The following is a 24,512-nucleotide window of genomic DNA, read 5'->3' on the forward strand; positions in this document are numbered from 1 at the left end:
GATGCGCGCGCTTCTTGTCGGATCGCTGGCCGCCGGTCTGATCGCGGGCACTGCCCTGTCGGCACCGCGAAGCTACTCCGTGCCGGATCCGACCGCGGCGCTGAAGGCGCCCCGGGACGGGGAGGGGGGCAGCCAGGGCCGGGGCTTCGCGGCGGCGCAGGCCAATTGCCAGACCTGCCACTCGGTCGATTACATCGCCACGCAGCCGCCGGGCCGCGGCAAGGCGTTCTGGGATGCGGAGGTGACCAAGATGATCAGGGTCTATCACGCCCCGATCGACGAGGCGGATGGCCGCGCGATCGCGGCTTATCTGGCCGATACGTATTGAGTGACGGCCGCGCCTCAGCGCAGGGCGACGACCTGCGCGGCGTAGGAGGCGACGCTTTCCACCGCCGGCATGTCGTAGGCGTAGACGCGCCCGGCCAGGATCGCCAGCGCGAGCGTCCAGAACACGGCGCCGCCGACCCGACGGGCGGTCCGGTCGCCGGACGCGGTCGGGCAAGCGTTCGCCACGCCTTCGGCGACGGGCTCGCCAAAGGGGTCGAACGCCATCGTCGTCGACCGGGTGTTCGGGGTGGTGCGCATGGGGGTGAATGTCGCGCTCTGACCCTCGCGCCGCAATGGACGCGTCTTCCGAAGTTTTCTCGCGCCGTAGAGTGTCCTTCTCTCTTGCGCGTTCACGGCAAACGTTTTCTTCCCTTTGCTCGGATGTCGACCACGGAGCGACCGGCGTGAGCTCAAAAACCTCGTCCCGGACGGGCGAAACCGGCGCGGCCGTGCGGGACGGAACCGGTGCCTCCGTACTGCCGGGCCTCGGCCTGTGCGCGGCGATCACCGCCGTCGCCATGGCCGCGCAGGCGCTCGAGGAGCGCATCGCCGGCCACCCCTATGTCGAGGCGCTGGTGCTGGCGATCCTGATCGGCATCGCCGTGCGCACCGCCTGGACCCCGGATGCCCGGTTCCGCACCGGCATCGCGTTCTCGGCCAAGCAACTCCTCGAGGTCGCGGTCGTCCTGCTCGGCGCCTCCCTCAGTCTCGGGGCGATCCTGGCCTCCGGACCGGCCCTGCTCGCCGGCATCGTCGGCACCGTGGTGATCGGCATCGGCGCCAGCGTCGCGATCTGCCGGGCCCTCGGCCTGCCGCCCCGGATGGCGATCCTGGTGGCCTGCGGCAACGCGATCTGCGGCAACTCGGCCATCGCCGCGGTGGCGCCGGTGATCGGGGCCCAGCCCAAGGACATCGCGGCGGCCATCGCGTTCACCGCGGTGCTCGGCGTGCTGATGGTGCTCGGGCTGCCCTTGTTCGTGCCGCTCGCCGGCTTGAGCGACAACCAGTACGGCGTGCTGGCCGGGCTCACCGTCTACGCGGTGCCGCAGGTCCTGGCCGCGACCGTGCCGGTGAGCCTGCTCGCCACGCAGGTCGGCACCCTGGTCAAGCTCGTGCGCGTGCTGATGCTCGGGCCGGTGGTGGTGGCGTTCTCGCTGATCGCCCCGCGCCTGCCCCAGGAGGCCGGGCTCGAAGCGACCGGCCCGAAGCCCCGTCCCGGCCTGACCAAGCTGGTGCCCTGGTTCATCCTGGGCTTCCTGGCGCTCGCCACCGCCCGCTCCCTCGGGCTGATCCCGGATGCGGCGGTCAAGCCGCTGACACAGCTCGCGGGCGTGCTCACGGTCCTGTCCATGGCGGCCCTGGGTCTCGGGGTTGACGTGCGCGTCCTCGCCCGGGTCGGGGGCCGGGTCACTCTGGCGGTGACCGCCTCGCTGGCCGTCCTGGTCGCGGTCAGCCTCGGTCTCATCCGTGGACTCGGGATCGGTTGAGACCGTGGACAGAAGCATACTGCGTTCTGAGTTTCGTATTTCGGATTTTCTGCAGATCTGATCCGGACAGGCCCAGCAAATCGTGGGGCGGACGCAGTGAAAACACTCTGTCGGAAACGTGTTTTCCTTAGAGTCTGCATTAAAATGCTGCCGCGAATCGGGATCGGCTGAACAAAGCATCTTGACACTGCGACGGTTTTTGCTTTGGAACCGTGGTGTCACGAACGAAATCTTAGACTGGAACTTGCGCAGTGCCCGAAGTGATCCCCGAGAGCAGCGCCGAACTGGCCGTCTTGGTCGGCGACATCGTCGCCGCCTATGTCTCGAACAATCCCGTCCCGCCGACCGCACTGCCCGAGCTGATCGCCAGCGTTCACGGCGCACTGGTCAATCTCGACGGCAAGCCGCCCGTGGAGGTCGAGCCCGTGATCGAGCCGCCGACCGCGGCCCAGATCCGCAAGTCGGTCCAGCAGGACGGCATCATCAGCTTCATCGACGGCCGGTCGTACAAGACGCTGAAGCGCCACCTGACGGCCCACGGCCTGACGCCCGAGCGCTACCGCGAGCGCTACGGCCTGCCGGCGGATTATCCGATGACCGCGCCAGGCTATGCCGCGCAGCGCTCCGCCCTCGCCAAGGCGATCGGCCTCGGCGTTCCGGGTGCCCGCGCCGATCAGCGCAGGACGGGCACCAAAGGCTGACCGGCGCCTCCGCCGATCAGCGGCTTCCTCCGATCGCCGGTTACCGCTGGCGGAACGGCAGGATGCGCGCGATCATCCCGGGCAACCGCGCCCGGGGCGGACGTCCGAAGGTCTGGGCCCAGCTCAGGTAGATGATCCGAGCGCCGACGATCTCGGCGACCGCCTCCGGCTTGCCCGCGCGGCGGTTGCCGGTGTTGGCCCTGCGGCCCGCCCGGTGCGCCGATCCTTGGCGCCGGGACGGCTGCCCGTCCGGCAGGGACCGCCTGCGCGAGGGCTGAGGATCATCGGGCTTGGCTGAGAACGACACGTCAAGAGTCCCCGTCCGCGTTCGAGGTTCGAGCGGGGACGGACGTTGCGGTCGGCCGTAGATCCGCCGGGGCGCTCTGCCCTCGACAATGCCGGCATTTTACCGGATGGCCCGAAGCGGGACAGTCCGAGTCCGTCCAAAAAACTTGTCTGTGTGTCCAATGGCGGCCCCCGGCGTCTCAGAGAGGGGCCAGGACGTCTCAGCCGCCCGCTACGACGCGCGGGCGCCCGGGACGGCCGCCAGCAGGCTGCGCGTGTAGGCGTGCTCCGGGGCGGCGAACAGGTCGGCGGTGGTGCGCATCTCCACGATGGCGCCGCGATGCATCACGGCGATGCGGTCGCAGATCGTGGCCGCCACCCGCAGGTCGTGGGTGATGAACAGCATCGCCAGCGAGAGCCGCTGCTTCAAATCCTCCAGCAGGTCCAGCACCTGGCGCTGGACCGAGACGTCGAGGGCGGAGACCGCCTCGTCGGCCACCAGCACGTCCGGCTCCATGGCGAGCGCCCGGGCGATGCCGATGCGCTGGCGCTGGCCGCCCGAGAACGCGTTCGGGTAGCGGGCGGCCGCCTTGGGATCGAGCCCGACCAGATCGAGGAGGCTCCGGGCGCGCTCCCGCGCCTCCGCGACCGGCACCCCATGGGCGATCGGGCCGGCGATGATGATCTGCTCGACGGTACGCCGGGGGTTCAGGGACGCGAACGGGTCCTGGAAGATCATCTGGATGCGGCTGCGCTGGGCGCGCAGGTCCGCGGTCCTGAGGGCCGTGTAGTCGAGGCTGCCGAGCCGGACGGTGCCGCCATCGGGCTCGATCAGCCGGATCGCCAGCCGCGCCGTGGTCGACTTGCCGGAGCCCGATTCGCCCACGAGCCCGAGGGTCTCGCCGCGCCGCACGTCGAAGCCGACCTCCTTCACGGCCGCCACCACCCGGGGCTTGCCGAACAGGCCCGCCTTGGTCGTGTAGGTCTTGGACAGCCCGACCACCGACAGGGCCACGGGGGCCGCCTGCACGCTGGGCCGGACCGGCGGGGTCAGGCTCGGCACCGCGGCGAGGAGCGCCCGGGTGTAGGGCGCCTGCGGATCGCGCAAGACCGCCTCGGCGCTGCCCGATTCCACCAGCCGGCCGCGCTGGAGCACCGCCACATGGTCGGCGATCTCGGCGACCACGCCGAAATCGTGGGTGATGAACAGGACGCTCATCCCGCGCTTGCGCTGCAGGTCGCGGATCAGCTTCAGGATCTGGGCCTGGGTGGTGACGTCGAGGGCGGTGGTCGGCTCGTCGGCGACAAGCACCGACGGCTCCAGGGCCAGCGCCATGGCGATCATCGCCCGCTGCCGCTGGCCGCCGGAGAGCTGGTGCGGATAGGCCCGCACCGCCTCCTCGGGATTGGGCAGGCCGACCTCGGTGGCGAGCGCCACCGCCCGGGCCCGCCGCTCGGCCCGGGTGAGCAGGTTATGCGCCTCGAACATCTCGGCGATCTGGTCGCCGACGCGCATCACCGGATTGAGCGCGGTCATCGGCTCCTGGAACACCATGGCGATGCGCCGGCCGCGCAGGGCGCGCCACGCCGGCTCGTCCAGCGTCAGCAGGTTCCGTCCCTCGAACAGGATCGAGCCGGATTCGGGTTTCAGCGCCCGGGGCAGGAGGCCGGTCAGCGCGTAGGCGCTCATCGACTTGCCCGAGCCCGATTCCCCGACCACGCAGAGGATCTTGCCGGGCTCGAGGTCGAGGTTCAGGCCCTCGACGGCGTAGGGACGGTCGGCGCCCTTGGGGAGCGCGATCGTCAGGTCACGGATGCGGACGACCGGCTCGCTCATTGGTCAAACCCTCGCTTGACGGCGACGCAGGATGTCCGGACCGGCCTCGCCGAGATCCCAGAACAGCCCGGCCATGATCGCCAGACCCTCGCGGGTGCTGGAGGCGAGCATGTGCTCGTCCGGCCCGTGCTGGCGGCAGGCCGGGTAGGAATGCGGGACCCACAGGGTCGGCAGGCCCAGGATCTCCGAGAAGGCGTCGTTCGGCAGCGAGCCGCCGAGATTGGGCAGCAGGGCCGGCTTCTTGCCCGCGCTCGCCGTCATCGATTCGAGCGCCCAGTCGACCCACGGGTCCTCCACGGGCAGCCGCGTCGCGTGGAACACCTCCGAGGCCCGGGCCGGCTTGACCTCGATCATCGGGAAGCCGTTGGCGTCGAGATGGGCGCGGATATTCGCGATCAGGTTCTCCCAGTCGGTGCCGACGACGAAGCGCAGCTGCAGGGTCGCCTTGGCGTGGGGCGGCACGGCGTTGAGCGGCCCGTCGGGATCGCCGGTCTTGAAGGCGAGGACCTCCAGGGTGTTCCAGGCGAAGACCCGCTCGGCCGGGGTCAGCCCGGGCTCGCCCCAATCGGCATCGATCGTCGGTGCGGTCGGATCCTCGCCGACCCGGATGTCGCGGAGCGCGGCGCGCACGCCCTCGGGGATCGGCGGCGGCCGCAGGGCGTCGACCCGGATGCTGCCGCGGGCATCGACCATGGACGCGATCGCCGACGCAAGGACGGTGCCGGGATTGCGCAGCAGGCCGCCCCAATTGCCGGAATGGTGCGGGCCCTCGCGCAGGTTGAGGCTGAGCTCGAAATTGTAGGCGCCCCGGGAGCCCAGGAACAGGGTCGGCCGCTCGGCGCTGAGCCGCGGCCCGTCCGAGGCGATCAGCACGTCGGAGCGCAGGGCTTCGGCCTGTGCGCGGCAGAACGGGCGCAGGCCCGGCGAGCCGGATTCCTCGCCCATCTCGATCAGCAGCTTCACGTTGAAGCCGAGGCGGCCGTCGCGCGCCGCGATCACCTGCTCCAGGGCCGCGAGGTTGATGATGTGCTGGCCCTTGTTGTCGGCGGTGCCGCGCCCGTACCAGCGGTCGCCCTCGACCACGATCTCCCAGGGGCCGAGCCCCTCGCGCCACTGCTCGGGATAGCCCCGCACCGTGTCGCCGTGGCCGTAGATCAGCACGGTCGGCAGATCCGGCCCCTCGTGCCGCTCGGCGATCAGGAACGGGCCGTGCACCCCGTCCGGATTGTCGAATTTCTTCGGAACGGCGAAGCCGAGGCGCGTCACCAACGGGGTGATGTAGCTGTCGAGATAGGCGTGCAGGGCCGCTTCCTGGCCGGGCGCCTGGCTCTCCGTGGGGTAGGCGACCGCCTCCCGCAGGAGCGCGAGGAACGCGCCCGAATCGAAGGTCTCGGTGGCGCGCGCGATGGCGACGTCTCGCGTCATGGTGTGTTTCCCGTGAAACATTGGGGGGCTTCGCCGGACTCGATCCGCGTCAGTTGCGCCCCTCGGGCGCCGTGATGTCGCGCAGGCCGTCGCCCAGGAGATTGATCGCCAGCACGAGGAGGAGGAGCGCCACGCCCGGGATGGTGATGACCCAGGGCTGGAAGAACATGTACTGCTTGCCCTCAGCGATCATCAGGCCCCAGGAGGGCAGCGGCGGCTGCACCCCGAGCCCCAGGAACGAGAGGGCCGCCTCCAGCAGGATCGCGTGCGCCATCTCCAGCGTCGCCACGACGATCAGCGCGTTGAGGATGTTGGGCAGGATTTCCTGGCGGATGATGCGCAGGTCGGTCAGGCCGGCGGCCCGCGCCGCCGAGACGAAATCCTGGTTGCGGATCTGCTGGGTGGCGGCCCGGGTCACCACGGCGAAGCGGTCCCAGAGCAGGAAGCCCAGCACCAGCACCACGACCTTCAGCGAGCCGCCGACCAGCGACGCCATGGCGAGCGCCACCAGCACCACCGGCATCGCCAGCCGGGTGGTCACGATGTAGCTCACGACCGAATCGACCCAGCCGCCGAAATAGCCGGCGCAGAGGCCGAGCACCGTGCCGATCACCCCGGAGATCAGCGCCGCCGAGATCCCGATCAGCAGGGAGATCTGGCCGCCATAGAGCAGGCGGCTCAGATAGTCGCGTCCGAGCTTGTCGGTGCCGAGCACGTGGTCCCAGGTGCCCTTGGCCTGCCAGACCGGCGGGATCAGCCGGCGCGAGACATCCTGCGCGTAGGGGTCGTGCGGGGCGATCAGCGGGGCGGCAAGCGCGGCCAGAACGATCAGCCCGAGGATGCCGGCGCCGATCAGGAAGCCGCCGTGGCGCAGGCCGCGCCGGAGGACCAGACCGGTCGGCGAGCGCACCGGCGCCAGGGCGGTCGGGACCTCGATTTCCGGCGGGAGAGCGGGGGCGGCGAGCGCCGCCGTGTCGGTGGGCAGGCTCATGGGGCGAGCATCCTCACGATTGGCGCAGGCGCGGATCGAGGAAGGCGTTCAGCAGGTCGGCCGCGAGCGTCAGGGCGATGTAGATCATCGCCAGAACCAGCACGATCGCCTGGACCACCGGGAAGTCGTTGCGGGCGATGGACTCCCAGGCGAGCTGTCCGAGCCCCTGCAGCGAGAACACCGCCTCGATCACGATCGAGCCGCCGAGCATGAAGCCGAACTGCACCGCCGCCAGGGCGATCACCGGGATCACGGCGTTGCGCAGGGCATGCCGGACTAGGACCGTGCGGGGCGGCAGCCCCTTGGCGCGGGCGGTGCGGACGTAGTCGGAGGCCAGGACCTCGAGCATGCCGTTGCGAGTGAGCCGCATCACCGCCGGCATGGCGTAGTAGCCGAGCGCCACCGCGGGCAGGACGAAGTTCTTCCAGCTCGCATTGCCGGAGACCGGCAGCCACCGGAGGTTGACGGAGAAGACCAGGATCAGCGTCAGCCCGAACCAGAAGCTCGGCATCGCCTGGCCGAGCACCGAGATCGACAGGGCGAGCCGGTCGATCCAGGTATCGCGCTTGACCGCGGCGATCACCCCGAGCGGCACCGCCACGAACAGGGCTACGCTGAGCGCGATGATCCCGAGATAGAGCGTGATCGGCAGGCGGGCGGCGAGCAGGTCGATCACCCGCTCCCGGAAGTAGAAGGAATTGCCGAAATCGAGGTGCAGCGCCCGCCAGGCCCAGGCGAGGAACTGGGCCAGCAGGGGCTGGTCCAGGCCGTAATCCTTGCGGATCTGCACGATCTGCGGGCCGGTGGCCTCGGGCCCGGCGATCGCCGTGGCGAGGTCCCCCGAGAGGTGGAGGAGCATGAAGCTCGCCACCGAGACCGTGAAGGCCACCGCCAGGGCGACCAGGATGCGCCGGAGCGTGAAAGCCAGCACGAGAGCGGTCCTACTTCCAGGACGCCGCGTAGAAGCGCGGCACCTCGTCCGGCTGGGCGGTGAAGTTCAGGTCCGACGTGAAGGCGTAGTTGGTCGCGTAGGAGAACATCGGCAGGGCGTAGGCCTGGGCGGCGATCCGCTGGAGCGCCTTGGCGTAGGCGACCTTGCGCTTCTCCGGATCGGTCGAGCCGTCGCCTTCCTGCAGGTCGGCGATCACCTGGGGATCCTTGGTCAGGTCCTCCTCGCCGCCGCGGAAGAACACCCCGTCGAAGGCCGAGACGTCATAGACCGAGAACGAGCCCCAGGTCTGGTAGCCGATCGAGATCTTGCCGCTCCGCAGGGCATCCCGGAACGCGGCGTAACGCAGGTAGTTGAGCCGCACCTTGATGCCGACCGCCCCGAGATAGCCGATCACCGCCTCGGCATAGTCCCGCTCGCGATAGGCGCCGAGATCGATCTCGAACCCGTTCGCGTAGCCGGCTTCCTTGAGCAGCGCCTTGGCCTTGGCCGGGTCGTAGGGGTAGCGCATCACCCCCTGGTCGTTGCAGCCGAACTGGTCGACGAAGCAGAGCGCGTTCATCACCCGCGAGGCGCCGCGCACGAGGTTGTCGACCATGGCCTTGCGGTCGATGGCGTAGGAGATCGCCTGCCGGACCCGCACGTCCTTGAGCGGCGAGTTCTCCTTGGCGCGGCCGAGCGTGTCGAATTGCAGGAAGCCGACCCGCATCGTCTCGGAATTGAGCACGGTGACGTTGGGCGCGGCGCGCAGCTGCTCGGCCTGGTCGCTCGGCACCCGCCAGATCCAGTCGACGCCGCCGGTCATCAGCTCGGCCATCCGGCTCTCGCCGTCCGGGATGACGCGGAATTGCAGCTTGCCGATCTTCGGCTTCCCGAGCGGGCTGCCGGACCAGTACTGGGCGAAGCGCTCCATGGTGACGCCGCGGCCGCTATCGACCTTGGTGATCTTGTACGGGCCGCTGCCCACCGGCGCCTTGGCGAAGCCGTCGAGGCCGACCTTCTTGAAGTAGGCGGCCGGGAAGATCGGCGTCGGGCCGGCGAGGTATTCGAGCGCCGCCGGGAACGGCGCCTTGAGATGGATCCGCACGCTGTGCGGGCCGGTGACCTCCACCGACTTCATCCAGTCGACGTTCTGCCGGGTGACCGTGCGGGCCTCGGGCGTCAGCACGAAGTTGAACGTGAAGGCGACGTCCTCGGGCCCGAGCGGGTCGCCGTTGTGGAAGGTCACGCCCTCGCGGATCGTCAGGTCCAGGGTGGTGTCGTCCGTCCAGGTCCAGGCGGTGGCGAGCATCGGCTTGTAGGTGCCGTCCGCGGGGTCGCGGTACAGCAGCGTGTCCCAGCAGTTCCGGGCCAGGACGAGGCCTTCGCGGGCGCTGTTGTGATAGGGGCTGACATTCTCCGGCTCGCTGTCGGAGGCGTAGACCAGGGTGTCGTCGGCCTTGCCGGCGAGCGCCGGGCTCGCAGCGACCAGCGCGATCAGGGATGCTGCCAGGGAAGCGGTGAGGGGGATCGTCCGTACCGGCATGTCGACTCCGTCTCCGACGGCGGAGCGGCAGGATGCCCGGAGAGACTCCGCGACTGCCGCGTTTTTCACCCTGCGATGATGTTGTGCATCTGGGATCGCAACAAGTAGAATTTGGCGAGCGCTGCATTGCCGTTTCGGCAACGGGGCTGCGGTATAAGTGATATCGAGGCAGGATAATGCAGGCAACCGGGCTGCGCTACTTCCTGGCGGTCGCCCGCACCGGCTCCATCGCGGCGGCCTCGACCCAGCTCAACGTCGCCGCCTCGGCGATCAGCCGGCAGATCGCCAACCTCGAGGCCGAGCTCGATTGCGTCCTGTTCGAGCGCCGCCCGCGCGGCATGGTGCCGAGCCCGGCCGGGGAGCTTCTGGCCCAGCACGCCCACCAGATGCTGATCCGCTCCGAGCAGGTGGTCGCCGAGATCCGCGAGCTGGAGGGGCTCGCCCGTGGCCTGATCCGAGTGGCCAGTTCCGAGGGGTTTTCGCTCGACATCGTGCCGAGCGCCGTGGCGTCCTTCCACGCGGCGCATCCCGGCCTGCGCTTCGAGGTGACGGTGCTGCCCCCCGCCCAGGTGACCCAGATGGTGGCCGCCGGCGAGGCCGATCTCGGCATCACCTTCGCGCTCGCGCCGACCACCCAGGTCGAGGTGCTGTATGACGGGCAGGTCGACATGCGGGTGCTGGCCGCGCCCGATCATCCCCTGGCGCGGGCGAAGGTGGTGCAGCTCTCCGAGCTGCCGCATTATCCCGTCGCCCTGCCGACCCGGGACACGACCCTGCGGCAGGTCTTCGACGCCGCCTGCCTGCACGAGGGGATCGTGATCGAGCCGGTCCTGACCGCCAACAACCTGGCCACCCAGCTGCCCTTCGTGCGCAGGTCCCGCGGTCTCGCGCTGATGTCGGCGCTGTCGGTGCGGACGCCGGTGGACCTGAACGCGTTGATCAGCCTGCCGATCCGCGCCCGGGCGAGCCTCGCCCGGGGCATCCAGATCCAGGCCATGCGCGACCGGCGGTTGCCTCGGGCGGTGCGCGGCTTCCTGCGCCAGCTCATGGATGCGCTGCCGCCGACGGGCGTCGCTTAGGATGCCGGGTCAGGCGCCGCCGCGGCCCGAGGCGACGGCGCAGCTATGGTCCATCACGTCCTCGGCGCTGGCGCTCGGCGCCCGGTAGGCCAGCAGCAGGAAACCCGGCTCGGGATCGCCCGGCGGCGTCGCCACGGCGGCAAAGCTCGTCCGGTGTAGGTCCGGCCGGGGGCCCGGCAGGGTGCGCAGGGCCGCGAACGGGTTGAAGCGCGCGGCCTCCGCTTCCGGCACCCGCATCGCGTGGAAGCGATCCCCGGCGAGCGGCACCGGGAAGCGCGTCCAGGTCCCGCGGATCTGGCGGCCATGCGCCTTCACGGCGGCCAGCACGCTCGGCTTCAGGCAATCGAGGTGGATGTGGAGCTGGTCCTGGCTCCGGCCCCGGGCGGAGTTGACCGCGAGCCCCACCGCCTCAAGCGGCAGCCTGCCCTTCAGGGCATCCGACACGAACGGGCGCGCCGCCAGCGCCGCCCGCCAATAGGCGGCCCCGCGCGGCCCGCGCAGGACCGGGGCTTCGAGCCCGGGCGTCGTGTCGGTCGGCATCACCACGATGTGGGTCGGCTCGCCGGGCGCGCGCAGCACCGCCGAGCCGGGACGGTCCTTGTCGCCGAGATCGACCGAGAGGCACGGAAACGTCCGGTCGGCGATCCGCTTGGCGAGCACGCAGGTCTTGAGCGCGGCCCAGAGCACGTCCCGGCTGGGATCCGGCGCCGCCGCGGCCGGCAGCGCGAGCGTAACGACGAGGGCGGCGATCGGCGCACGGCGCATGGACAGTCCCGATGAGGCCAAGCCGGCGGACTGCCCGGCTGGCCGGGCTTGCGATAACCGTCTCACACCGCGTCGGCAAAGCGCCCGGCGCCGCATTGGGAGTTCCGCGATGCCGCACGCGCTCACCCCGGAGATCGGTGCCCGCTTCGCGGCACTCGCCCTCGGCCACGTCACCCGCGAATATCCGAACAAGCCGGGCCACGTCCTGGCCGGCCCCGAGGATGCGCGCACGCCCGCGGCGCTGCACCCGGTCTTCCACGGCAGCTACGATTGGCATTCCTGCGTCCACGGATACTGGCTGCTGGCGCGGGTGCTGCGGCGTTTCCCCGACGGGGCGCAGGCCGGGGCGATCCGCACGCGGTTCGACGCGCAGCTGGTGCCCGACAAGGTGGCCGGGGAATGCGCCTATTTCGCCGCCCCGACCGCCCGGGGCTACGAGCGGCCCTACGGCTGGGCCTGGCTCCTGAAGCTCGCCGACGAGCTGGCCCGCCTGCCCGAGCGCCGCTGGGCCGAGGCCCTGGCGCCGCTCACTGCGATGATCGCGGATCGCGTGCGGGATTTCCTGCCGGTCGCACCCTATCCGGTGCGGGTCGGCACGCATTTCAACACCGCCTTCGCGCTGCGGCTGGCGGCCGACTACGCCGAGGGCGCGGGCGACGCGGCCCTGTCCGACCTGCTGCTGCGCACCGCCGAGCGCTGGTACGGGGCGGACGCGGATTGCCCCGCCTGGGGCGAGCCCGGGGGCGACGATTTCCTGTCCTCCGCGCTGATCGAGGCCGAGTGCCTGCGCCGCCTCCTGCCGCCGGACACGTTCCGGCCCTGGTTCGACCGGTTCCTGCCCGACCTCGCGGCGGGGCGGCCCGCGACCCTGTTCCGGCCCGCCAGCGTGACCGACCGCAGCGACGGCAAGATCGCCCATCTCGACGGGCTGAACCTCAGCCGTGCCTGGTGCTTCCGCGCGCTCGCCGCCGCCCTCGACCCGGACGACCCCCGCCGCCCGCCGCTCCGGGCCGCCGCCGAGGCCCATTTGGAGGCCGGCCTCCCGCATCTCGCCGGCGACTACATGGGCGAGCACTGGCTCGCGACCTTCGCGCTGCTGGCGCTGGAGGCCTGAGCCGGATCGGACCCGCGGCGGCTAATCATGAGAGATTCCTGAGAACCTTTCGCCGCAGGCGGCGTTGTTCCCTGTCAGGGTGAAGCAGGACCCCGAACAAAAAAAGGACCGCCCCCGAGAGGGCAGCCCGAAGTCTTGGGAGGAAACGCCCACGAGGGGCAGCAGCGCGGCGACGCCATCGCCGTGCTGCATCGCATCAACCGGAGAGCGGGGGCCTTGTTCCCCGCCCGATCCGGCGCTGCGTCGCCTCGTAGAGCACCTGGGCGAGCTGCTCGGCCGAATAGGGCTTGCGCACCAGCGCGAATCCGTGCGCGTCGTCGGTCGCGAGCACGTGGCTGTAGCCGGAGGTCAGGACCACCGGCAGCTCCGGTCGGCTGCGCTGCAGATGGCGGGCGAGGGCGACGCCGCCCATCCCGGGCATGACCACGTCCGAGAAGACCGCGTCGAAGCGGCTCGGCGTCTGCTCGAGCTCGGTGAGCGCCTCTTCGGCGGATTTCGCCCAGATCGGCGCGTGGCCGAGATCCTCGAGGATCTGGGTGCAGAAGCGCCCGACCCCGAGATTGTCCTCCACGACCAGGATGCACAGGCTCCGCTGCGGTTCGGCCTCCCGGCGGTCGTCGCGGTTCGGATCCGCCGCCTTCGTGGGGGCGTCGACCTGCGGCAGGTAGAGGGTGAAGCGGGTGCCTTGGCCCGGCTCGCTCGCCACATCGATATCCCCGCCCGACTGCTTGGCGAAGCCGATGACCTGGCTGAGCCCGAGCCCCGTGCCCTTGCCGATCTCCTTGGTGGTGAAGAACGGCTCGAAGATCCGGCCCAGGTCGGGGGCCGGGATGCCGGCGCCGGTATCGATCACCACCACCGCCACGAACGGCCCCGCGGCGCCGGCATGCCCGCGGATCGGCGGCATCGGGCGGCCGCTCTCGAGGCGCAGGGTCAGGCTGCCTTCGCCGTCCATCGCGTCGCGGGCGTTCACCGCCATGTTGATCAGCGCGGTCTCGAACTGGCTCTCGTCGGCCCGCACGAAGCAGGCGCTGTCCGGCAGGTCGGTCTCGACATGGATGCGGGCACCGGTGACCGAGTCGATCATGTCGGCGATGCTGCGCAGGCGCTGGCCGATATCGAAGACCTGGGGCTTGAGGGCCTGGCGCCGGGCGAAGGCGAGCAACTGGCCGGTGAGCTTGGCGGCCCGGTCCACCGTGTCGGACACGGCGTCGAGGTAGCGGCGCTTGCGCTCCTCGGCGAGGTCCGGCCGGCGCAGGAACTCGACGGACGAGCGGATGATGGTCAGCAGGTTGTTGAAGTCGTGCGCGACGCCGCCGGTGAGCTGGCCGATCGCCTCCAGCTTCTGCGATTGCCGCAGCGCCTCCTCGGCCTGGCGCTGCTCGGTGATGTCGCGGCCGAAGCCGTAGAACAGCCCGTCCTCCGGCACGACGGTCCAGAGCACCCGCCGCCGGTCGCCGTCGCGGGTCATGCATGACAGCTCGACATCCTCGGCCCGGCGGCCCTCGCAGAGCGGCCGGAGCGCCGCCAGCGCCGTCTCGCGCTCCGCGGCGACGACGAAGTCGATGGCTTTCCCGCCCAGGGTCTCGTCCTCGGACCAGCCGAGCGCCCGGCTCCAGGACGGATTGACCGACTGGACCTGCCCATTCTTGTCGGAGACGATCTTCAGCACCGGCGACAGGTTCCAGACCCGGTCGCGGTCCCGGGTCTGGGCGGCGACCTGCGCCTCCAGCCGGTCCGCCCGGGATTGGAGCAGCGCCTCGTCCCGGTGCCGGGCCGCGGCGGCGCGCCGGCTCTCGAGCAGGCTCATCAGGGTCCGAGCGAGCCCCTCCAGGATGGCGACCTGCGGCCCGGTCAGGCCGCGCGGCTCGGGATCGAGGAGGCTGAGCGTGCCGATCGCCCAGCCATCGAGGGTGACGAGCGGGACGCCGGCGTAGAGGGCGAGGCCCGGCGCGCCGGTCCCGTCCTGCAGCACCAGGGCGCCCGGCTGGCACAGGGTCCGGATGCACAGCTCGGCGTCGAGGGACCGCTCCGGCCCGTCCCCGCCGATGGCGGCCGCGGTCCAGAGCCGGTCGGCGTCGACGAAGGTGATCCGCGCCAGCGCGGTGCCGCAGGACGCGGCGGCGATCCGGGCGATGTCGTCGAATACGGGGTCCGGCGGGGTGTCGAGAACGGCATAGCTGTGCAGCGCCGCCAGGCGCTGGGGGTGGTGGCGTTCGAAGCCCGACGGGCAGGACATGGTCTCGTTCCGCGACACGGCTGCGTCATAGCTCACGGCACCGACCTCCCAAACTGGGGCGATCGCCCGCGGCCTGCCGACTTGTTAAGCCGGTTCTCCCTACAACGCATGGGTGCAGATTTGAGTCCGGCTGCCCGGTGCAGATCGCCGCGTCGCCAGGCTGTCCGCGCTTGAGCCACCGCCCGACGGTTTGCGATGTGCAGTATCGTCGCACGGTGGGCCGAAACCCGGAGCGGCAAGTTGCCCGTGAGCAGCATGCTTCCGAGGGGTGGTCGCCGGCGTTCGGGAGACGATGATGGCAAGCCAAGGCCCTGGCGCGTCGCCCCGGATCCGGTATCCATGGTGACGGGCTGGGCTCGTCATGACCGGAGCAGCCGTGGACCTCAGACTCGACGACATCGCCTGGGGTACGCGGGGCGATCCGGTTGCGGCGGCCCGCGCGGTCGCGGCCGGGGCGGCGCGTCGGGCCGGCCGCCACGATCACGACGGCGGCTTTCCGGCGGAGGATGTCGCCGAACTCGCCCGGGTCGGCCTGCTGGCCGCGCCGGTCCCCCGGCGTGACGGCGGCGCGGGTCTCGGCGAGGAGCCGGACGGGGCGATCCTGCGCGCGGTGCTGACGCGCATCGGGGCCGGCAGCCTCGCGCTCGGGCGCGTCTACGAGGGCCACGTCAACGCGGTCCAGCTCGTCGCCCGCTTTGCCAGCGGCGAGGCACGCAACACCCTGCTGGCGGATGCCGCGCAGGGCCATCTGTTCGGGGTCTGGAACACCGAGCCGCCGGGCCAGGGCCTCAAGATCGACGGCGCCGACGGCACCCGGGTCCTGCGCGGCGTGAAGACCTTCGCGTCGGGGGCCGGGTTCGTGACCCGCGCCCTCGTGACCGCGCAGCCCGCCGCGCCCGGGTCGCAGATGATCGTCGTCGCCCTCGAACCCGGCGAGCGGGCGGACCTCTCCGCCTGGCGGGCGCAGGGGATGCGCGCCTCGGCCACCGGCACCGTGGATTTCACCGGGCTGGGCGCCGACCGCTTCACGCCGGTCGGCGCGCCCGACGATTACCAGGCGCAGCCGCATTTCTCGGGGGGCGCCTGGCGCTTCCTCGCTGTGCAGCTCGGCGGCCTGGAGGCGCTGCTCGACGCCTGGCGCGGCCATCTCGTCGCCACCGGCCGCGGCGAGGATCCGCACCAGCTCGCCCGTCTCGGCGAGGGCGTGATCGCCGCCGAGACCGCGCGCCTCTGGGTGGCCCGGGCGGCCGCGATCGTGGGCGAGGAGGGCGATCCGGACGGAATCATCGCCTACGTGAACCTCGCGCGCCTCGCGGTGGAGCGCGCCGGGCTCGACCTCCTGGAACGGGCGCAGCGCTCGGTCGGCCTGCAGGGCTTCCTGCGCGACCATCCGCTGGAGCGCCTGACCCGGGATCTCGCGACCTATCTGCGCCAGCCCGGCCCCGACCGGGCGCTGACCGAGGGCGCCCGCCACGTCCTGCGCGCGCCGCTGGCGAGCGGCGATCTCTGGCTCGACGAGGCCTGACCCCGAGGGGCGGCCCGGATCCGGGACGCAAGCCTTTTCGAATGCGGCATCGGGTCTGTGGATCGGATGGCCGCGGCCGGGAGCCCTAACCGTCGCCCGGCGTTTCCAGCGGCCGGGACAGGTTCGGATCATAGATGGCCAAGCGCAGGACGAAGACGGTCGCCCATTCGGAGACCGAAGACGCGCCGCTGATGCCCACCGGTGCGCTGGCGGTGGCGCTGCTGGACCTGGCCGAGGGCACGGCCCCTCTGGTCCACGTCGCCCGGGATGCCCGGCGGCTGGACGAACTGGCCGCAACCCTCAGGGCCCTGGACCCCGAGGCGCGCGTCGCCGTCTACCCGGAATGGGATTGCCTGCCGCTCGACCACGCCTCGCCCTCGCGGGGCATGATGGGCGCCCGGGCGGCCACGATGCGCTGGCTCACCGACCGGGACGCCCTGCCGGGCTTCGTGCTCACCACCGCCCCGGCGCTGATCCAGCGCGTGCCCCCGCCCGAGACCTGGGCCGATGCCCGGGTGACCCTCCGGGTCGGCGATGCCCTCGACGTCGCCGCCGCGATGGCCGACCTCAAGCGCCTCGGCTACATCCTCGACGAGCGGGTCGACGAGCCGGGCGAGATCGCGGTCCGGGGCCGCACCATCGAGGTGTTTCCCGCCGCCGCCCCGCGTCCCTGCCGGATCGAGCATGCCGAGGGCCGCGTCACCGCGATCCGCTCCTACGACCCGATCTCGCAGCGCTCCGTCGCCGAGGTCGCGGACCTGGTGATCGACCCGGCCACCGAGATCATCCTGGCGCCGGATTCCGGCCAGAGCTTCGAGCCCTTCACCGGGCAGGAGCACCGCCTCGAGCGCTACTATCCCCGCCTCGTCACCCTGCTCGACTACGTGCCCGAAGCCCGGCTGGTGGTCGAGGACGGGACCCAGGCCCGGGTCGACGCCTTCTACGAGCAGATGGACGAAGCCGGAGCCCGCCGGGCGCCCCGCGGCGGCCGGCCGGAGGGCGGCGCGGGCCTCTACCTCGCCCCCGAGGCGTGGCGGGCCGTCGTGGCGGAGCGCACCCGCGCGGTCGCCACGGACGCCGCGGCCGAGCCGGTGGCGGTGCCGGTCTTCGCCCGGGAGCGCCGGCCCGAGGCGGCCTTCGCCAAGGCGATGCGCGAGCGGCTGAAGGCCGGGGACATCGTCGTCCTGGCCGGCTCCCGCCAGCCGCTGCGGCGCCTCGTGCGCCAGGCCGGCAAGATCGCCGAGCGCCCGGTCCGGCTGATCGACGGCTGGTCCGACCTCGCCGACGCGGCCCCGGGAGACATCCTCGCCCTAGAGGCACCGGTCGGGGCCGGCTTCCGGGTTCCGGCCAGGGGCGCGACGGTGTTCGCCGCGGCGGACCTGTTCGGGCCGGATGCCGCGGTGGCCGGCACCGCCCGGGCGATCCTGCCGATGGGCGAGGTCGACCTGCGCCCCGGCGACGTCGCGGTCGATCGCGACCACGGCCTGTGCGTGTTCGAGGGGCTCGAGCCGGTCGAGACGCCGGCGGGCATCGCCGCGGAAGCCGCCTCCGAGCCGTCCGAGGCCCTGCGCCTGCGCTTTGCCGGCGACGCGATCCTGATGGTTCCGGTGACCCAGGCCGACCGGATCTGGCGCTACGGCCCCGAGCCGGATGCCGTCACCCTGGACAAGCTCGACGGCGGCACCTGGGCCCGCCGCCGCCTGGAGGCCGAGGCCACCATGGCGCGCACCGCCCGGGCGATGCTGGAGGCCGCCCGCGCCCGCCGGGACACCGAGGCTCCGGTCCTGGCGCCGCCCTCCCGCGACATGGAGCGGTTCGCCGCCGGCTTCGGCTACGCCCCGACTCCGGACCAGGCCGCCGCGGTCGACGCGCTGATGGCCGACCTCGCCTCCGGCCGGCCGATGGACCGGCTGGTCTGCGGCGATGTCGGCTTCGGCAAGACCGAGGTTGCGCTGCGGGCCCTGGCGGCGACGATTTTCGCCGGCAAACAGGCTGCGCTGATCGCCCCGACCACGGTGCTGGCCCGCCAGCACGCCGAGACCCTGCGCCGGCGGTTCGGCCGCTTCGGCATCGAGGTCGCGCAGCTCTCGCGCCTGGTCTCGCCGGCCGAGGCCAAGCGGGTGAAGGCCGGGCTGGCCGACGGTTCGATCCAGCTCGTCGTCGGGACCCAGGCGCTCGCCGGCCGCGGCGTGCGATTCGCCGATCTCGGCCTGACCGTGATCGACGAGGAGCAGCGCTTCGGCGCCAAGATGAAGGCGGATCTGCGCCGCCTCGCCGCGGGTGGGCACGTGCTGACGCTCACCGCCACCCCGATCCCGCGCACCCTCCAGGCGGCGCTCGTCGGCCTGCAGAGCCTCAGCGTGATCGCCACGCCCCCGGTGATGCGCCAGCCGGTCCGGACCGTGGTGGCGCCGTTCGAGGCCGACGCGGTGCGCGAGGCCCTGATCCGCGAGCATCGCCGGGGCGGGCAGAGCTTCGTCGTCTGCCCGCGCATCGAGGACATCGCCCCCATGGCCGAGCGCCTGCGCGGCCTCGTGCCGGGCCTCGACGTGCTGGTGGCGCATGGCGACCTGAAGCCCTCGGCCATGGACGAGGTCATGGTCCGCTTCGCCGACGGGGACGGCGACGTGCTGCTCGCCACCGCCATCGTGGAGAGCGGGCTCGACGTGCCCCGGGCCAACACGATGCTGGTCTGGGAGGCGGCCCGGTTCGGGCTGGCGCAGCTCCACCAGTTGCGCGGCCGCGTCGGGCGGGGCCAGCGGCGCGGGGTCGTCCACCTGCTCAGCGATCCGGCCGCGCCGCCCCCGCCGGCGGCCCTGCAGCGCCTGCGCGCCCTGGAGGCGCTGGACCGCCTCGGCGCCGGCTTCGCGGTCAGCGCCCGCGACCTCGACCTGCGCGGCGCCGGCGACCTCGTCGGCGAGGACCAGGCCGGCCATGCCAAGCTGGTCGGGCTCGGCCTCTACCAGCACCTGCTGCAGCTGGCGCTCACCGCCGCCAAGGGCGAGCCGGCCGAGGATTGGAGCCCGGAGATCGAGATCGGGCTGCCGAGCCGGATCCCGGCGGATTACGTCCCGGAGCCGGAGATCCGCCTGAGCCTCTACACCCGCCTGCTGCGCCTGCGCGACGGCGAGGCGATCGAGGCGCTGGCCGGCGAGGTCGAGGACCGCTTCGGCACGCCGCCGACGCCGGTCCTGGCCCTGTTCACCCTGGCGCGGCTGCGGGCCGCCTGCTGCGGGCTGGGCGTGGCCCGGCTCAGCGGCGGTCCCCAGGGCGTCGCGGCCGATATCCGGCCCGACCGGCCCCTGCCGCCGATGCCGGCCGAGGACGGGATCATCCTGCGTGCGGGGCGCGTGGTCTGGCGGCAGGCCTGCGCCGACGCGGAGGCGCGCGCGGGCCTCGCGGCGGATCTGCTCGACCGCATCCGGACCGCCCGGGACCGCGCCGCCTGACGCGGATCCGAACCCGGGCGGCCCTCACGCGCTTGTGAGCGGCGCCCGGGCCGGACCAGTAAAATCGTATCAGTGACAGCGGGCCCGCCGCGGCCCATCTGCGGCGGGCCACATCCCGACCGAGCGCCCCGTGCCAGCCGGCGGCACGCCGGACCGGTCGGGTCCCGACGTTGTACCGGGGTCTCTTGCCCTTTCGTCTCCGGTACGGCCGCATGGCCGGGCGCCCATGACCCCGTGCAAGGCGGGTGCCCGGCCTGTCGTCCGTGGAGGCCGGGCCGGGCGATCGGCCCGATCCGGAGTTGACCGGCGCCGTCCGCTCGGGCCTTCTCACCCAGAACGGGAAAAGCCCGGGTTCGATGGAATTTCTCCGCGATCCTGCGCCGACCCGGGGTCAACCAGGGAGGTATCATGCACGTCACGATTGAGCAGGCCGAGCGGGCGATCGCCGCGGCACGGGCGAAGGCCCAGGAGCTGGGCACCCAGATGTGCATCGCGGTCGTCGATTCCGGCGGCAACCTGAAGGCGTTCCATCGCATGGACGATGCCTGGGTCGGCTCGATCGACATCGCCCACAAGAAGGCCAAGACCTCGGTGTTCTTCGGGATGATGACCGGCCAGATCGGCCAGCTGTCCCAGCCGGGCGGCCCGCTCTACGGCATCGAGCATTCCAATGACGGGCTGATCACCTTCCCGGGCGGTATCCCGATCGTCGACGCCGACGGTGTCATGTCGGGCGCGATCGGCGTCAGCGGCTCCACGGTGGAGAACGATCACGTCGTGGCGGAGGCCGGCGCCAAGGCCATCGGCCAGACCGAGCTCCCGGCCCATCCCTGGCGGACCTGAGACCGCTCCGGCCCCGGCCTTACGGGTCGCGCTGCGCCAGCGCCCGGCCGATCCCGAGCAGCAACATGCTCGAGATCAGCCGGAGGTTCTCGTCGCCGTAGCGATCGAGCGCGGAATGGACCCGGATGCAGTGGTCGGCCGCGGATTCCAGATGCTTCACCTGCGTCGCGTCCGCGTCCAGCCCGGCCGGGACGGAACTGGGATAGAGATCCGTCACATCGATATAGGCGCCGCGCCCGCGCAGCGCCCCGCCGGTATCCGGGGCCAGGCGGCCGCGGTTGAGGATCCAGCGGACCTCGCCGGTCGCGCTCAGGACGCGGAATTCCAGCGAGACCAGGCCGCCGGTCCGGCGCACCTTGCGGATCCGGTCGAACACCCAGCCGCGATCCTCGGGATGGATGCGCCCCAGGGCCACGTCCAGCGGCAGGGGCTTGCCGGCAAAGCTCGGATTTCCGGACAGCAGGGTGGCCGCGCCCGCGTCGAGCACGGAGCGGCCGGCCAGGACATCCGTGTCCCAGGTCCCGACAAATCCCGCATCTTGCAGGGCGGAGGTCGCCGTGGAGGCCAACGCCATTCAATTCCCCGATGCGGCTGTGTCGGGCCCGGCACCCGACAACCTGCTGCGACACAAGCCAGCGACAATTCGGTTGTCGGCGAATCGATCCAAGTCCGGCGCCGCCCCGGCCCTGACATGTCGTCACGGGTCTCCGGCACCGGGCCGACGCCGCGAGCCCGCGGGCGGCCCGAGCAAACGCGGCGTAAAGCTTTTCGTGATGCGGTCTCGGCGCCGTTAAGACTGTATCCACGTCGGCGGTGAGCACCCACGATGCTCGGATACCGTATCGTTCCAGGTCTCTTGATGCGCAGCTACATCTTCCGGGCGATCCGCCGCGAGCCGGACGGGATGCTCGGCCCGGACCTGTACCGGCAGCCCTTCGAGGCCGCCGGCGACGCGGCCGCGGTGGTTGTGGCCAAGCGGATCGATCTCGATCTGGCCGAGCTCGGAGCCAACGCGGTCTACGTGACCGCCGAGGATGGACGGGCGATCTGGAGCCTGCACGCGCAGGACTTCCCCGATCCGCGCCTCTGACGGCGATGTCCGCCCCCGCCGCCCCGTCCCTGGTGCTGCGCGGGATCAGGGCCTAACCTCGTCGGCTCCGGTATACGGTCGGCCAGGGCGCGCGGGATCACACCAGCATGGATCGCACCAATCTCCCGCTCTCGCAGGAGCGCCTCTGGGACAGCCTGATGGAGCTCGCCCGGATCGGCGCGCTCCCCAACGGCGGCAACGACCGGCAGGCCCTGACCGACCGGGACGCCGAGGGGCGCGCCCTGTTCCAGCGCTGGGGCGAGGCGATCGGGCTGACGCTCACCGTGGACCGGATCGGCAACATGATCTTCCACCGGCCGGGGCGTGACCCGGGCCGGAAGCCGGTCGCCATCGGCAGCCACCTCGACACCCAGCCCACCGGCGGCAAGTTCGACGGGCCGCTCGGCGTGCTCGCCGGCCTGGAGATCCTGCGCGCCCTGCACGAGGCCGGGATCGAGACCGAGGCGCCGCTCCTGCTGATCAACTGGTGCAACGAGGAGGGCGCGCGCTTCGCCCCGCCGATGAGCGGCAGCGGCGTCGCCATGGGGATCGTGCCCGAGGCCGACGTGATGGAGACCCGCGACCTCGACGGCCGCGTCTTCGGCGACGAGCTGCGCCGGATCGGCTGGCAGGGGGAGGCGGATCCCGCGGCTCTTCGCGGCATCGGCGCCTATTTCGAATTGCACATCGAGCAGGGCAAGCGCCTCGAGGATGCCGGCCTGACCATCGGCGTGGTCGACCGGGCGCTCGCCCAGATCTGGTACGAGATCACCGTGCTGGGCGAGGAGGCCCATGCCGGCAGCCCCATGGCCGGGCGGCGCGACGCCATGATGGCCGCCGCGGCGCTGATCGGGTCCCTGGAGGACATCGCCCGGGACGCCGTCGGCCCGGAGGGCGAGCGCGGCCGCGCCACCGTGGGGGTCCTGAAGGCTGAGCCGGCGAGCCGCAACATCACCCCGGGCCGGGTCTGGTTCAGCCTCGACACCCGCCACGGCGATCCCGGGCAGCTGGAGGCGATGCGCGGGCAGGTCCTGGCCAGGGCCGACGCGCTCTCCGCGGAGCGGGGCGTGACGATCCAGGTCGAGGAGTTCTGGCGCGCGCCGCTCACGCCCTTCGACCCGGTGCTGGTCGACCGCGTCCAGGCGGCCGCCGAGGCGCGGGGCCATGCCTGGACCCGGATGCCGACCGCGATCTATCACGATGCCGTCTACTGTGCCCGGACGGTGCCGGCGGCCCTGGTGTTCTGCCCCTGCCACGGCGGCATCAGCCACAACGAGGCCGAGAGCATCACGCCGGACTGGGCCCGGGCCGGCATGGAGGTGCTGGCCGACGCGGTGCTGGCCACCGCCGGTCTCGCGCGCGCCTGAGGAGGCTGGTTCGGCATGTCCGACGACAACGTCATCCGCCCGACCTTCGGCGCGCCCCGCCCGGCCGCGCCCCCGGAGCCCGATCCCGGGCAGCCGCCGATGCGCCTGTTCGGTGCGGCGGCGGGCCACCGGGTCGGCCTGATCCGCGACCCGGCCGCCCAGGAGGGCGACGTGTTCCGGATCGTGGTCGGCCCGGAGGACGAGCACGCCGTCGAGACGGTGGCGCTGCTGCCGGCGGCGGGCGACACGGAAGGGGAGGCGGAGCGGATCGGCTTCGCGATCCTGCGGGCGCTCGAAGTGGTCGAGGGCGCGGTCTGATCCGGGCTGCCGGCCCGGCCGGTCAGGCGATCGGCTTCGGCTTGATGATCGGCGAGCGGGTGAGGCTCTGGATCTCGCGGCCGGGCCGTCCGGCCTTGAGGGCGATCTCCTCCTCATGCTCGGCGATGACCTGCCGGGCCGGCTCGTCGCCGTCCAGCCCGCCGAGGATCTCGGCCGGGACGCGCCGGTTCGAGGCCCGGGAGCCGTCCTCGAAGACGACGTCGAACAGAATGAAGCCCCGTTCCTGGGGTCTCGACTTGATGCGCTTAGCCATAGGTGCTGATACGCCAGCGCGATCCCGCGTGGCAGGGGGCACCGCCGCGCAGGGGGTTGCGCCGCGCGCAGCGCCGAACCCGCCCGCGGCCCCGCTCTCGCCGTGATCTTTCGTGCCGACGGTCCCGGACCGGCCGCACCGCCAATCGAGGAAACGTCCGTGATACCCTGGGTTCATCTCGACACCGGCTCCGTCCCGGGGGGCGGCACCGACCTGCGCTTGATGCAGCGGGGCGACGAGTTCTCGATCCTGGCCGACACGATCGAGCTGATGAACAACCGCCGCAGCGGCTCCGAGGCGGCGCTCGCCGCGATGACCTGCGAGCGGCTCAGGGACCGGCCCCGGGCCCGGATGCTGATCGGCGGCCTGGGCATGGGCTTCACCCTGCGGGCAGCGCTCGAGGGGCTCGGCCCGGACGCGCGGGTCGTGGTGGCCGAGCTGGTGCCCGCCGTGATCGCCTGGGCCCGCGGCCCGCTCGCCCATGTCTTCGGCGATTGCCTGGACGATCCCCGGGTCGACGTGCAGGAATCCGACGTGAACCGCCTGATCCAGGCGGGGCCGGGCCAGTACGACGCCATCCTGCTCGACGTCGATAACGGCCCGGAGGGGCTGATGCGCCGCTCGAACGACCGGCTCTACGACAATTGGGGCCTCAAGCGGGCCCGCTGGGCCCTGCGGCCGGGCGGCATCCTGGCCGTCTGGTCGGGCGCCCCGGACCGGAAGTTCAAATCGCGCCTGCAGCGCTCGGGCTTCGCGGTCGAGGAGGCCCGCGTCCACGCCAGCGGCCGTGGCAGCGGGCCCAAGCACGTGGTCTGGCTCGGCACCCGGACCGAGGGTCCGGTCGCGCCGGACCGGCCCGAGCCCGGCCGTCCGAAAGCGGCCCGGTAAGCGCCGGGCTGCCGCCCACGGTCGCACCCCCTGG

The 24,512-nt window shown here is 72.0% G+C and carries 23 protein-coding genes; 12 read left to right on the plus strand and 11 right to left on the minus strand.

Annotated elements, in window-relative coordinates:
- The first annotated feature begins 1 nt into the window (after position 1).
- Positions 2 to 328, plus strand: a complete 327-nt coding sequence (sorB, locus tag LGR69_RS06835) for a SorB family sulfite dehydrogenase c-type cytochrome subunit (RefSeq protein WP_007565216.1) — start codon at positions 2 to 4, stop codon at positions 326 to 328.
- A gap of 14 nt (positions 329 to 342) precedes the next feature.
- On the opposite strand, the gene LGR69_RS06840 is transcribed toward sorB, so the two are convergent.
- Complete coding sequence (locus LGR69_RS06840) at positions 343 to 585, minus strand: hypothetical protein (RefSeq protein ID WP_007565213.1); 243 nt, start codon at positions 583 to 585, stop codon at positions 343 to 345.
- Between the two features lie 146 nt (positions 586 to 731).
- On the opposite strand from LGR69_RS06840, the gene LGR69_RS06845 reads away from it, so the two are divergent.
- Positions 732 to 1,814 carry a YeiH family protein gene (locus LGR69_RS06845; RefSeq protein ID WP_370881377.1) on the plus strand — a complete coding sequence of 361 codons (1,083 nt, stop codon included), beginning with the start codon at positions 732 to 734 and terminating at the stop codon, positions 1,812 to 1,814.
- Positions 1,815 to 2,065: 251 nt separating this feature from the next.
- Positions 2,066 to 2,515, plus strand: a complete 450-nt coding sequence (locus tag LGR69_RS06850; protein WP_230365550.1) for a Ros/MucR family transcriptional regulator — start codon at positions 2,066 to 2,068, stop codon at positions 2,513 to 2,515.
- A 40-nt stretch (positions 2,516 to 2,555) separates the two neighbouring features.
- Here the strand turns inward: LGR69_RS06850 and LGR69_RS06855 are convergent, their stop codons facing one another.
- The 6 genes from LGR69_RS06855 to LGR69_RS06880 form a co-directional block, all read right to left on the minus strand.
- The gene (locus LGR69_RS06855) at positions 2,556 to 2,822 is read right to left on the minus strand and encodes a hypothetical protein (protein ID WP_091863571.1); all 267 of its coding nucleotides are present in this window, start codon (positions 2,820 to 2,822) and stop codon (positions 2,556 to 2,558) included.
- Positions 2,823 to 3,032: 210 nt separating this feature from the next.
- Positions 3,033 to 4,637 carry an ABC transporter ATP-binding protein gene (locus tag LGR69_RS06860; RefSeq protein ID WP_091863572.1) on the minus strand — a complete coding sequence of 535 codons (1,605 nt, stop codon included), beginning with the start codon at positions 4,635 to 4,637 and terminating at the stop codon, positions 3,033 to 3,035.
- Between the two features lie 3 nt (positions 4,638 to 4,640).
- Complete coding sequence (locus LGR69_RS06865; RefSeq protein WP_230365551.1) at positions 4,641 to 6,062, minus strand: M20 family metallopeptidase; 1,422 nt, start codon at positions 6,060 to 6,062, stop codon at positions 4,641 to 4,643.
- Between the two features lie 49 nt (positions 6,063 to 6,111).
- Positions 6,112 to 7,053 carry an ABC transporter permease gene (locus tag LGR69_RS06870; protein ID WP_007565200.1) on the minus strand — a complete coding sequence of 314 codons (942 nt, stop codon included), beginning with the start codon at positions 7,051 to 7,053 and terminating at the stop codon, positions 6,112 to 6,114.
- Positions 7,054 to 7,066: 13 nt separating this feature from the next.
- Positions 7,067 to 7,984, minus strand: coding sequence for an ABC transporter permease (locus tag LGR69_RS06875; RefSeq protein ID WP_007565198.1), 918 nt, complete (start codon positions 7,982 to 7,984; stop codon positions 7,067 to 7,069).
- A 10-nt stretch (positions 7,985 to 7,994) separates the two neighbouring features.
- Positions 7,995 to 9,527, minus strand: a complete 1,533-nt coding sequence (locus tag LGR69_RS06880) for an ABC transporter substrate-binding protein (RefSeq protein WP_122161732.1) — start codon at positions 9,525 to 9,527, stop codon at positions 7,995 to 7,997.
- Positions 9,528 to 9,703: 176 nt separating this feature from the next.
- Between LGR69_RS06880 and LGR69_RS06885 the strand changes: the two genes are divergently transcribed.
- Positions 9,704 to 10,606: a LysR family transcriptional regulator gene (locus tag LGR69_RS06885; protein ID WP_122161731.1), complete on the plus strand. Its 903-nt coding sequence runs from the start codon at positions 9,704 to 9,706 to the stop codon at positions 10,604 to 10,606.
- Between the two features lie 9 nt (positions 10,607 to 10,615).
- Here LGR69_RS06885 and LGR69_RS06890 read toward each other — a convergent pair whose 3' ends face one another.
- A complete protein-coding gene (locus tag LGR69_RS06890; RefSeq protein WP_230365552.1) occupies positions 10,616 to 11,371 on the minus strand; it encodes a CDP-diacylglycerol diphosphatase in 756 nt (251 codons plus the stop codon).
- 109 nt (positions 11,372 to 11,480) lie between these two features.
- On the opposite strand from LGR69_RS06890, the gene LGR69_RS06895 reads away from it, so the two are divergent.
- The gene (locus LGR69_RS06895) at positions 11,481 to 12,485 is read left to right on the plus strand and encodes a DUF2891 domain-containing protein (RefSeq protein WP_230365553.1); all 1,005 of its coding nucleotides are present in this window, start codon (positions 11,481 to 11,483) and stop codon (positions 12,483 to 12,485) included.
- Positions 12,486 to 12,681: 196 nt separating this feature from the next.
- Here the strand turns inward: LGR69_RS06895 and LGR69_RS06900 are convergent, their stop codons facing one another.
- Positions 12,682 to 14,724, minus strand: a complete 2,043-nt coding sequence (locus tag LGR69_RS06900; RefSeq protein ID WP_230365588.1) for an ATP-binding protein — start codon at positions 14,722 to 14,724, stop codon at positions 12,682 to 12,684.
- A gap of 361 nt (positions 14,725 to 15,085) precedes the next feature.
- On the opposite strand from LGR69_RS06900, the gene LGR69_RS06905 reads away from it, so the two are divergent.
- The 3 genes from LGR69_RS06905 (at position 15,086) to LGR69_RS06915 (ending at position 20,541) form a co-directional block, all read left to right on the plus strand.
- On the plus strand, positions 15,086 to 16,249 hold the full coding sequence (locus tag LGR69_RS06905; RefSeq protein WP_268868389.1) for an acyl-CoA dehydrogenase family protein: 1,164 nt from the start codon (positions 15,086 to 15,088) through the stop codon (positions 16,247 to 16,249).
- 134 nt (positions 16,250 to 16,383) lie between these two features.
- The gene (locus LGR69_RS06910) at positions 16,384 to 19,698 is read left to right on the plus strand and encodes a DEAD/DEAH box helicase (protein WP_230365555.1); all 3,315 of its coding nucleotides are present in this window, start codon (positions 16,384 to 16,386) and stop codon (positions 19,696 to 19,698) included.
- A gap of 408 nt (positions 19,699 to 20,106) precedes the next feature.
- The gene (locus LGR69_RS06915; protein WP_007565178.1) at positions 20,107 to 20,541 is read left to right on the plus strand and encodes a GlcG/HbpS family heme-binding protein; all 435 of its coding nucleotides are present in this window, start codon (positions 20,107 to 20,109) and stop codon (positions 20,539 to 20,541) included.
- 19 nt (positions 20,542 to 20,560) lie between these two features.
- Here LGR69_RS06915 and LGR69_RS06920 read toward each other — a convergent pair whose 3' ends face one another.
- The gene (locus tag LGR69_RS06920) at positions 20,561 to 21,115 is read right to left on the minus strand and encodes a PAS domain-containing protein (RefSeq protein WP_230365556.1); all 555 of its coding nucleotides are present in this window, start codon (positions 21,113 to 21,115) and stop codon (positions 20,561 to 20,563) included.
- A gap of 285 nt (positions 21,116 to 21,400) precedes the next feature.
- Between LGR69_RS06920 and LGR69_RS06925 the strand changes: the two genes are divergently transcribed.
- From LGR69_RS06925 to LGR69_RS06935, 3 genes are all read left to right on the plus strand, one after another.
- Positions 21,401 to 21,631, plus strand: coding sequence for a hypothetical protein (locus LGR69_RS06925; RefSeq protein ID WP_230365557.1), 231 nt, complete (start codon positions 21,401 to 21,403; stop codon positions 21,629 to 21,631).
- 107 nt (positions 21,632 to 21,738) lie between these two features.
- Complete coding sequence (locus LGR69_RS06930; RefSeq protein ID WP_230365558.1) at positions 21,739 to 22,998, plus strand: Zn-dependent hydrolase; 1,260 nt, start codon at positions 21,739 to 21,741, stop codon at positions 22,996 to 22,998.
- A gap of 15 nt (positions 22,999 to 23,013) precedes the next feature.
- Complete coding sequence (locus tag LGR69_RS06935) at positions 23,014 to 23,316, plus strand: hypothetical protein (RefSeq protein WP_007565174.1); 303 nt, start codon at positions 23,014 to 23,016, stop codon at positions 23,314 to 23,316.
- Positions 23,317 to 23,338: 22 nt separating this feature from the next.
- On the opposite strand, the gene LGR69_RS06940 is transcribed toward LGR69_RS06935, so the two are convergent.
- On the minus strand, positions 23,339 to 23,590 hold the full coding sequence (locus LGR69_RS06940) for a hypothetical protein (RefSeq protein ID WP_230365559.1): 252 nt from the start codon (positions 23,588 to 23,590) through the stop codon (positions 23,339 to 23,341).
- Positions 23,591 to 23,749: 159 nt separating this feature from the next.
- Between LGR69_RS06940 and LGR69_RS06945 the strand changes: the two genes are divergently transcribed.
- Positions 23,750 to 24,478, plus strand: a complete 729-nt coding sequence (locus LGR69_RS06945; RefSeq protein ID WP_230365560.1) for a polyamine aminopropyltransferase — start codon at positions 23,750 to 23,752, stop codon at positions 24,476 to 24,478.
- Positions 24,479 to 24,512: the final 34 nt, after the last annotated feature.

It is taken from the genome of Methylobacterium brachiatum, from assembly GCF_020523825.1.
Taxonomy (GTDB): Bacteria; Pseudomonadota; Alphaproteobacteria; order Rhizobiales; family Beijerinckiaceae; genus Methylobacterium; species Methylobacterium brachiatum.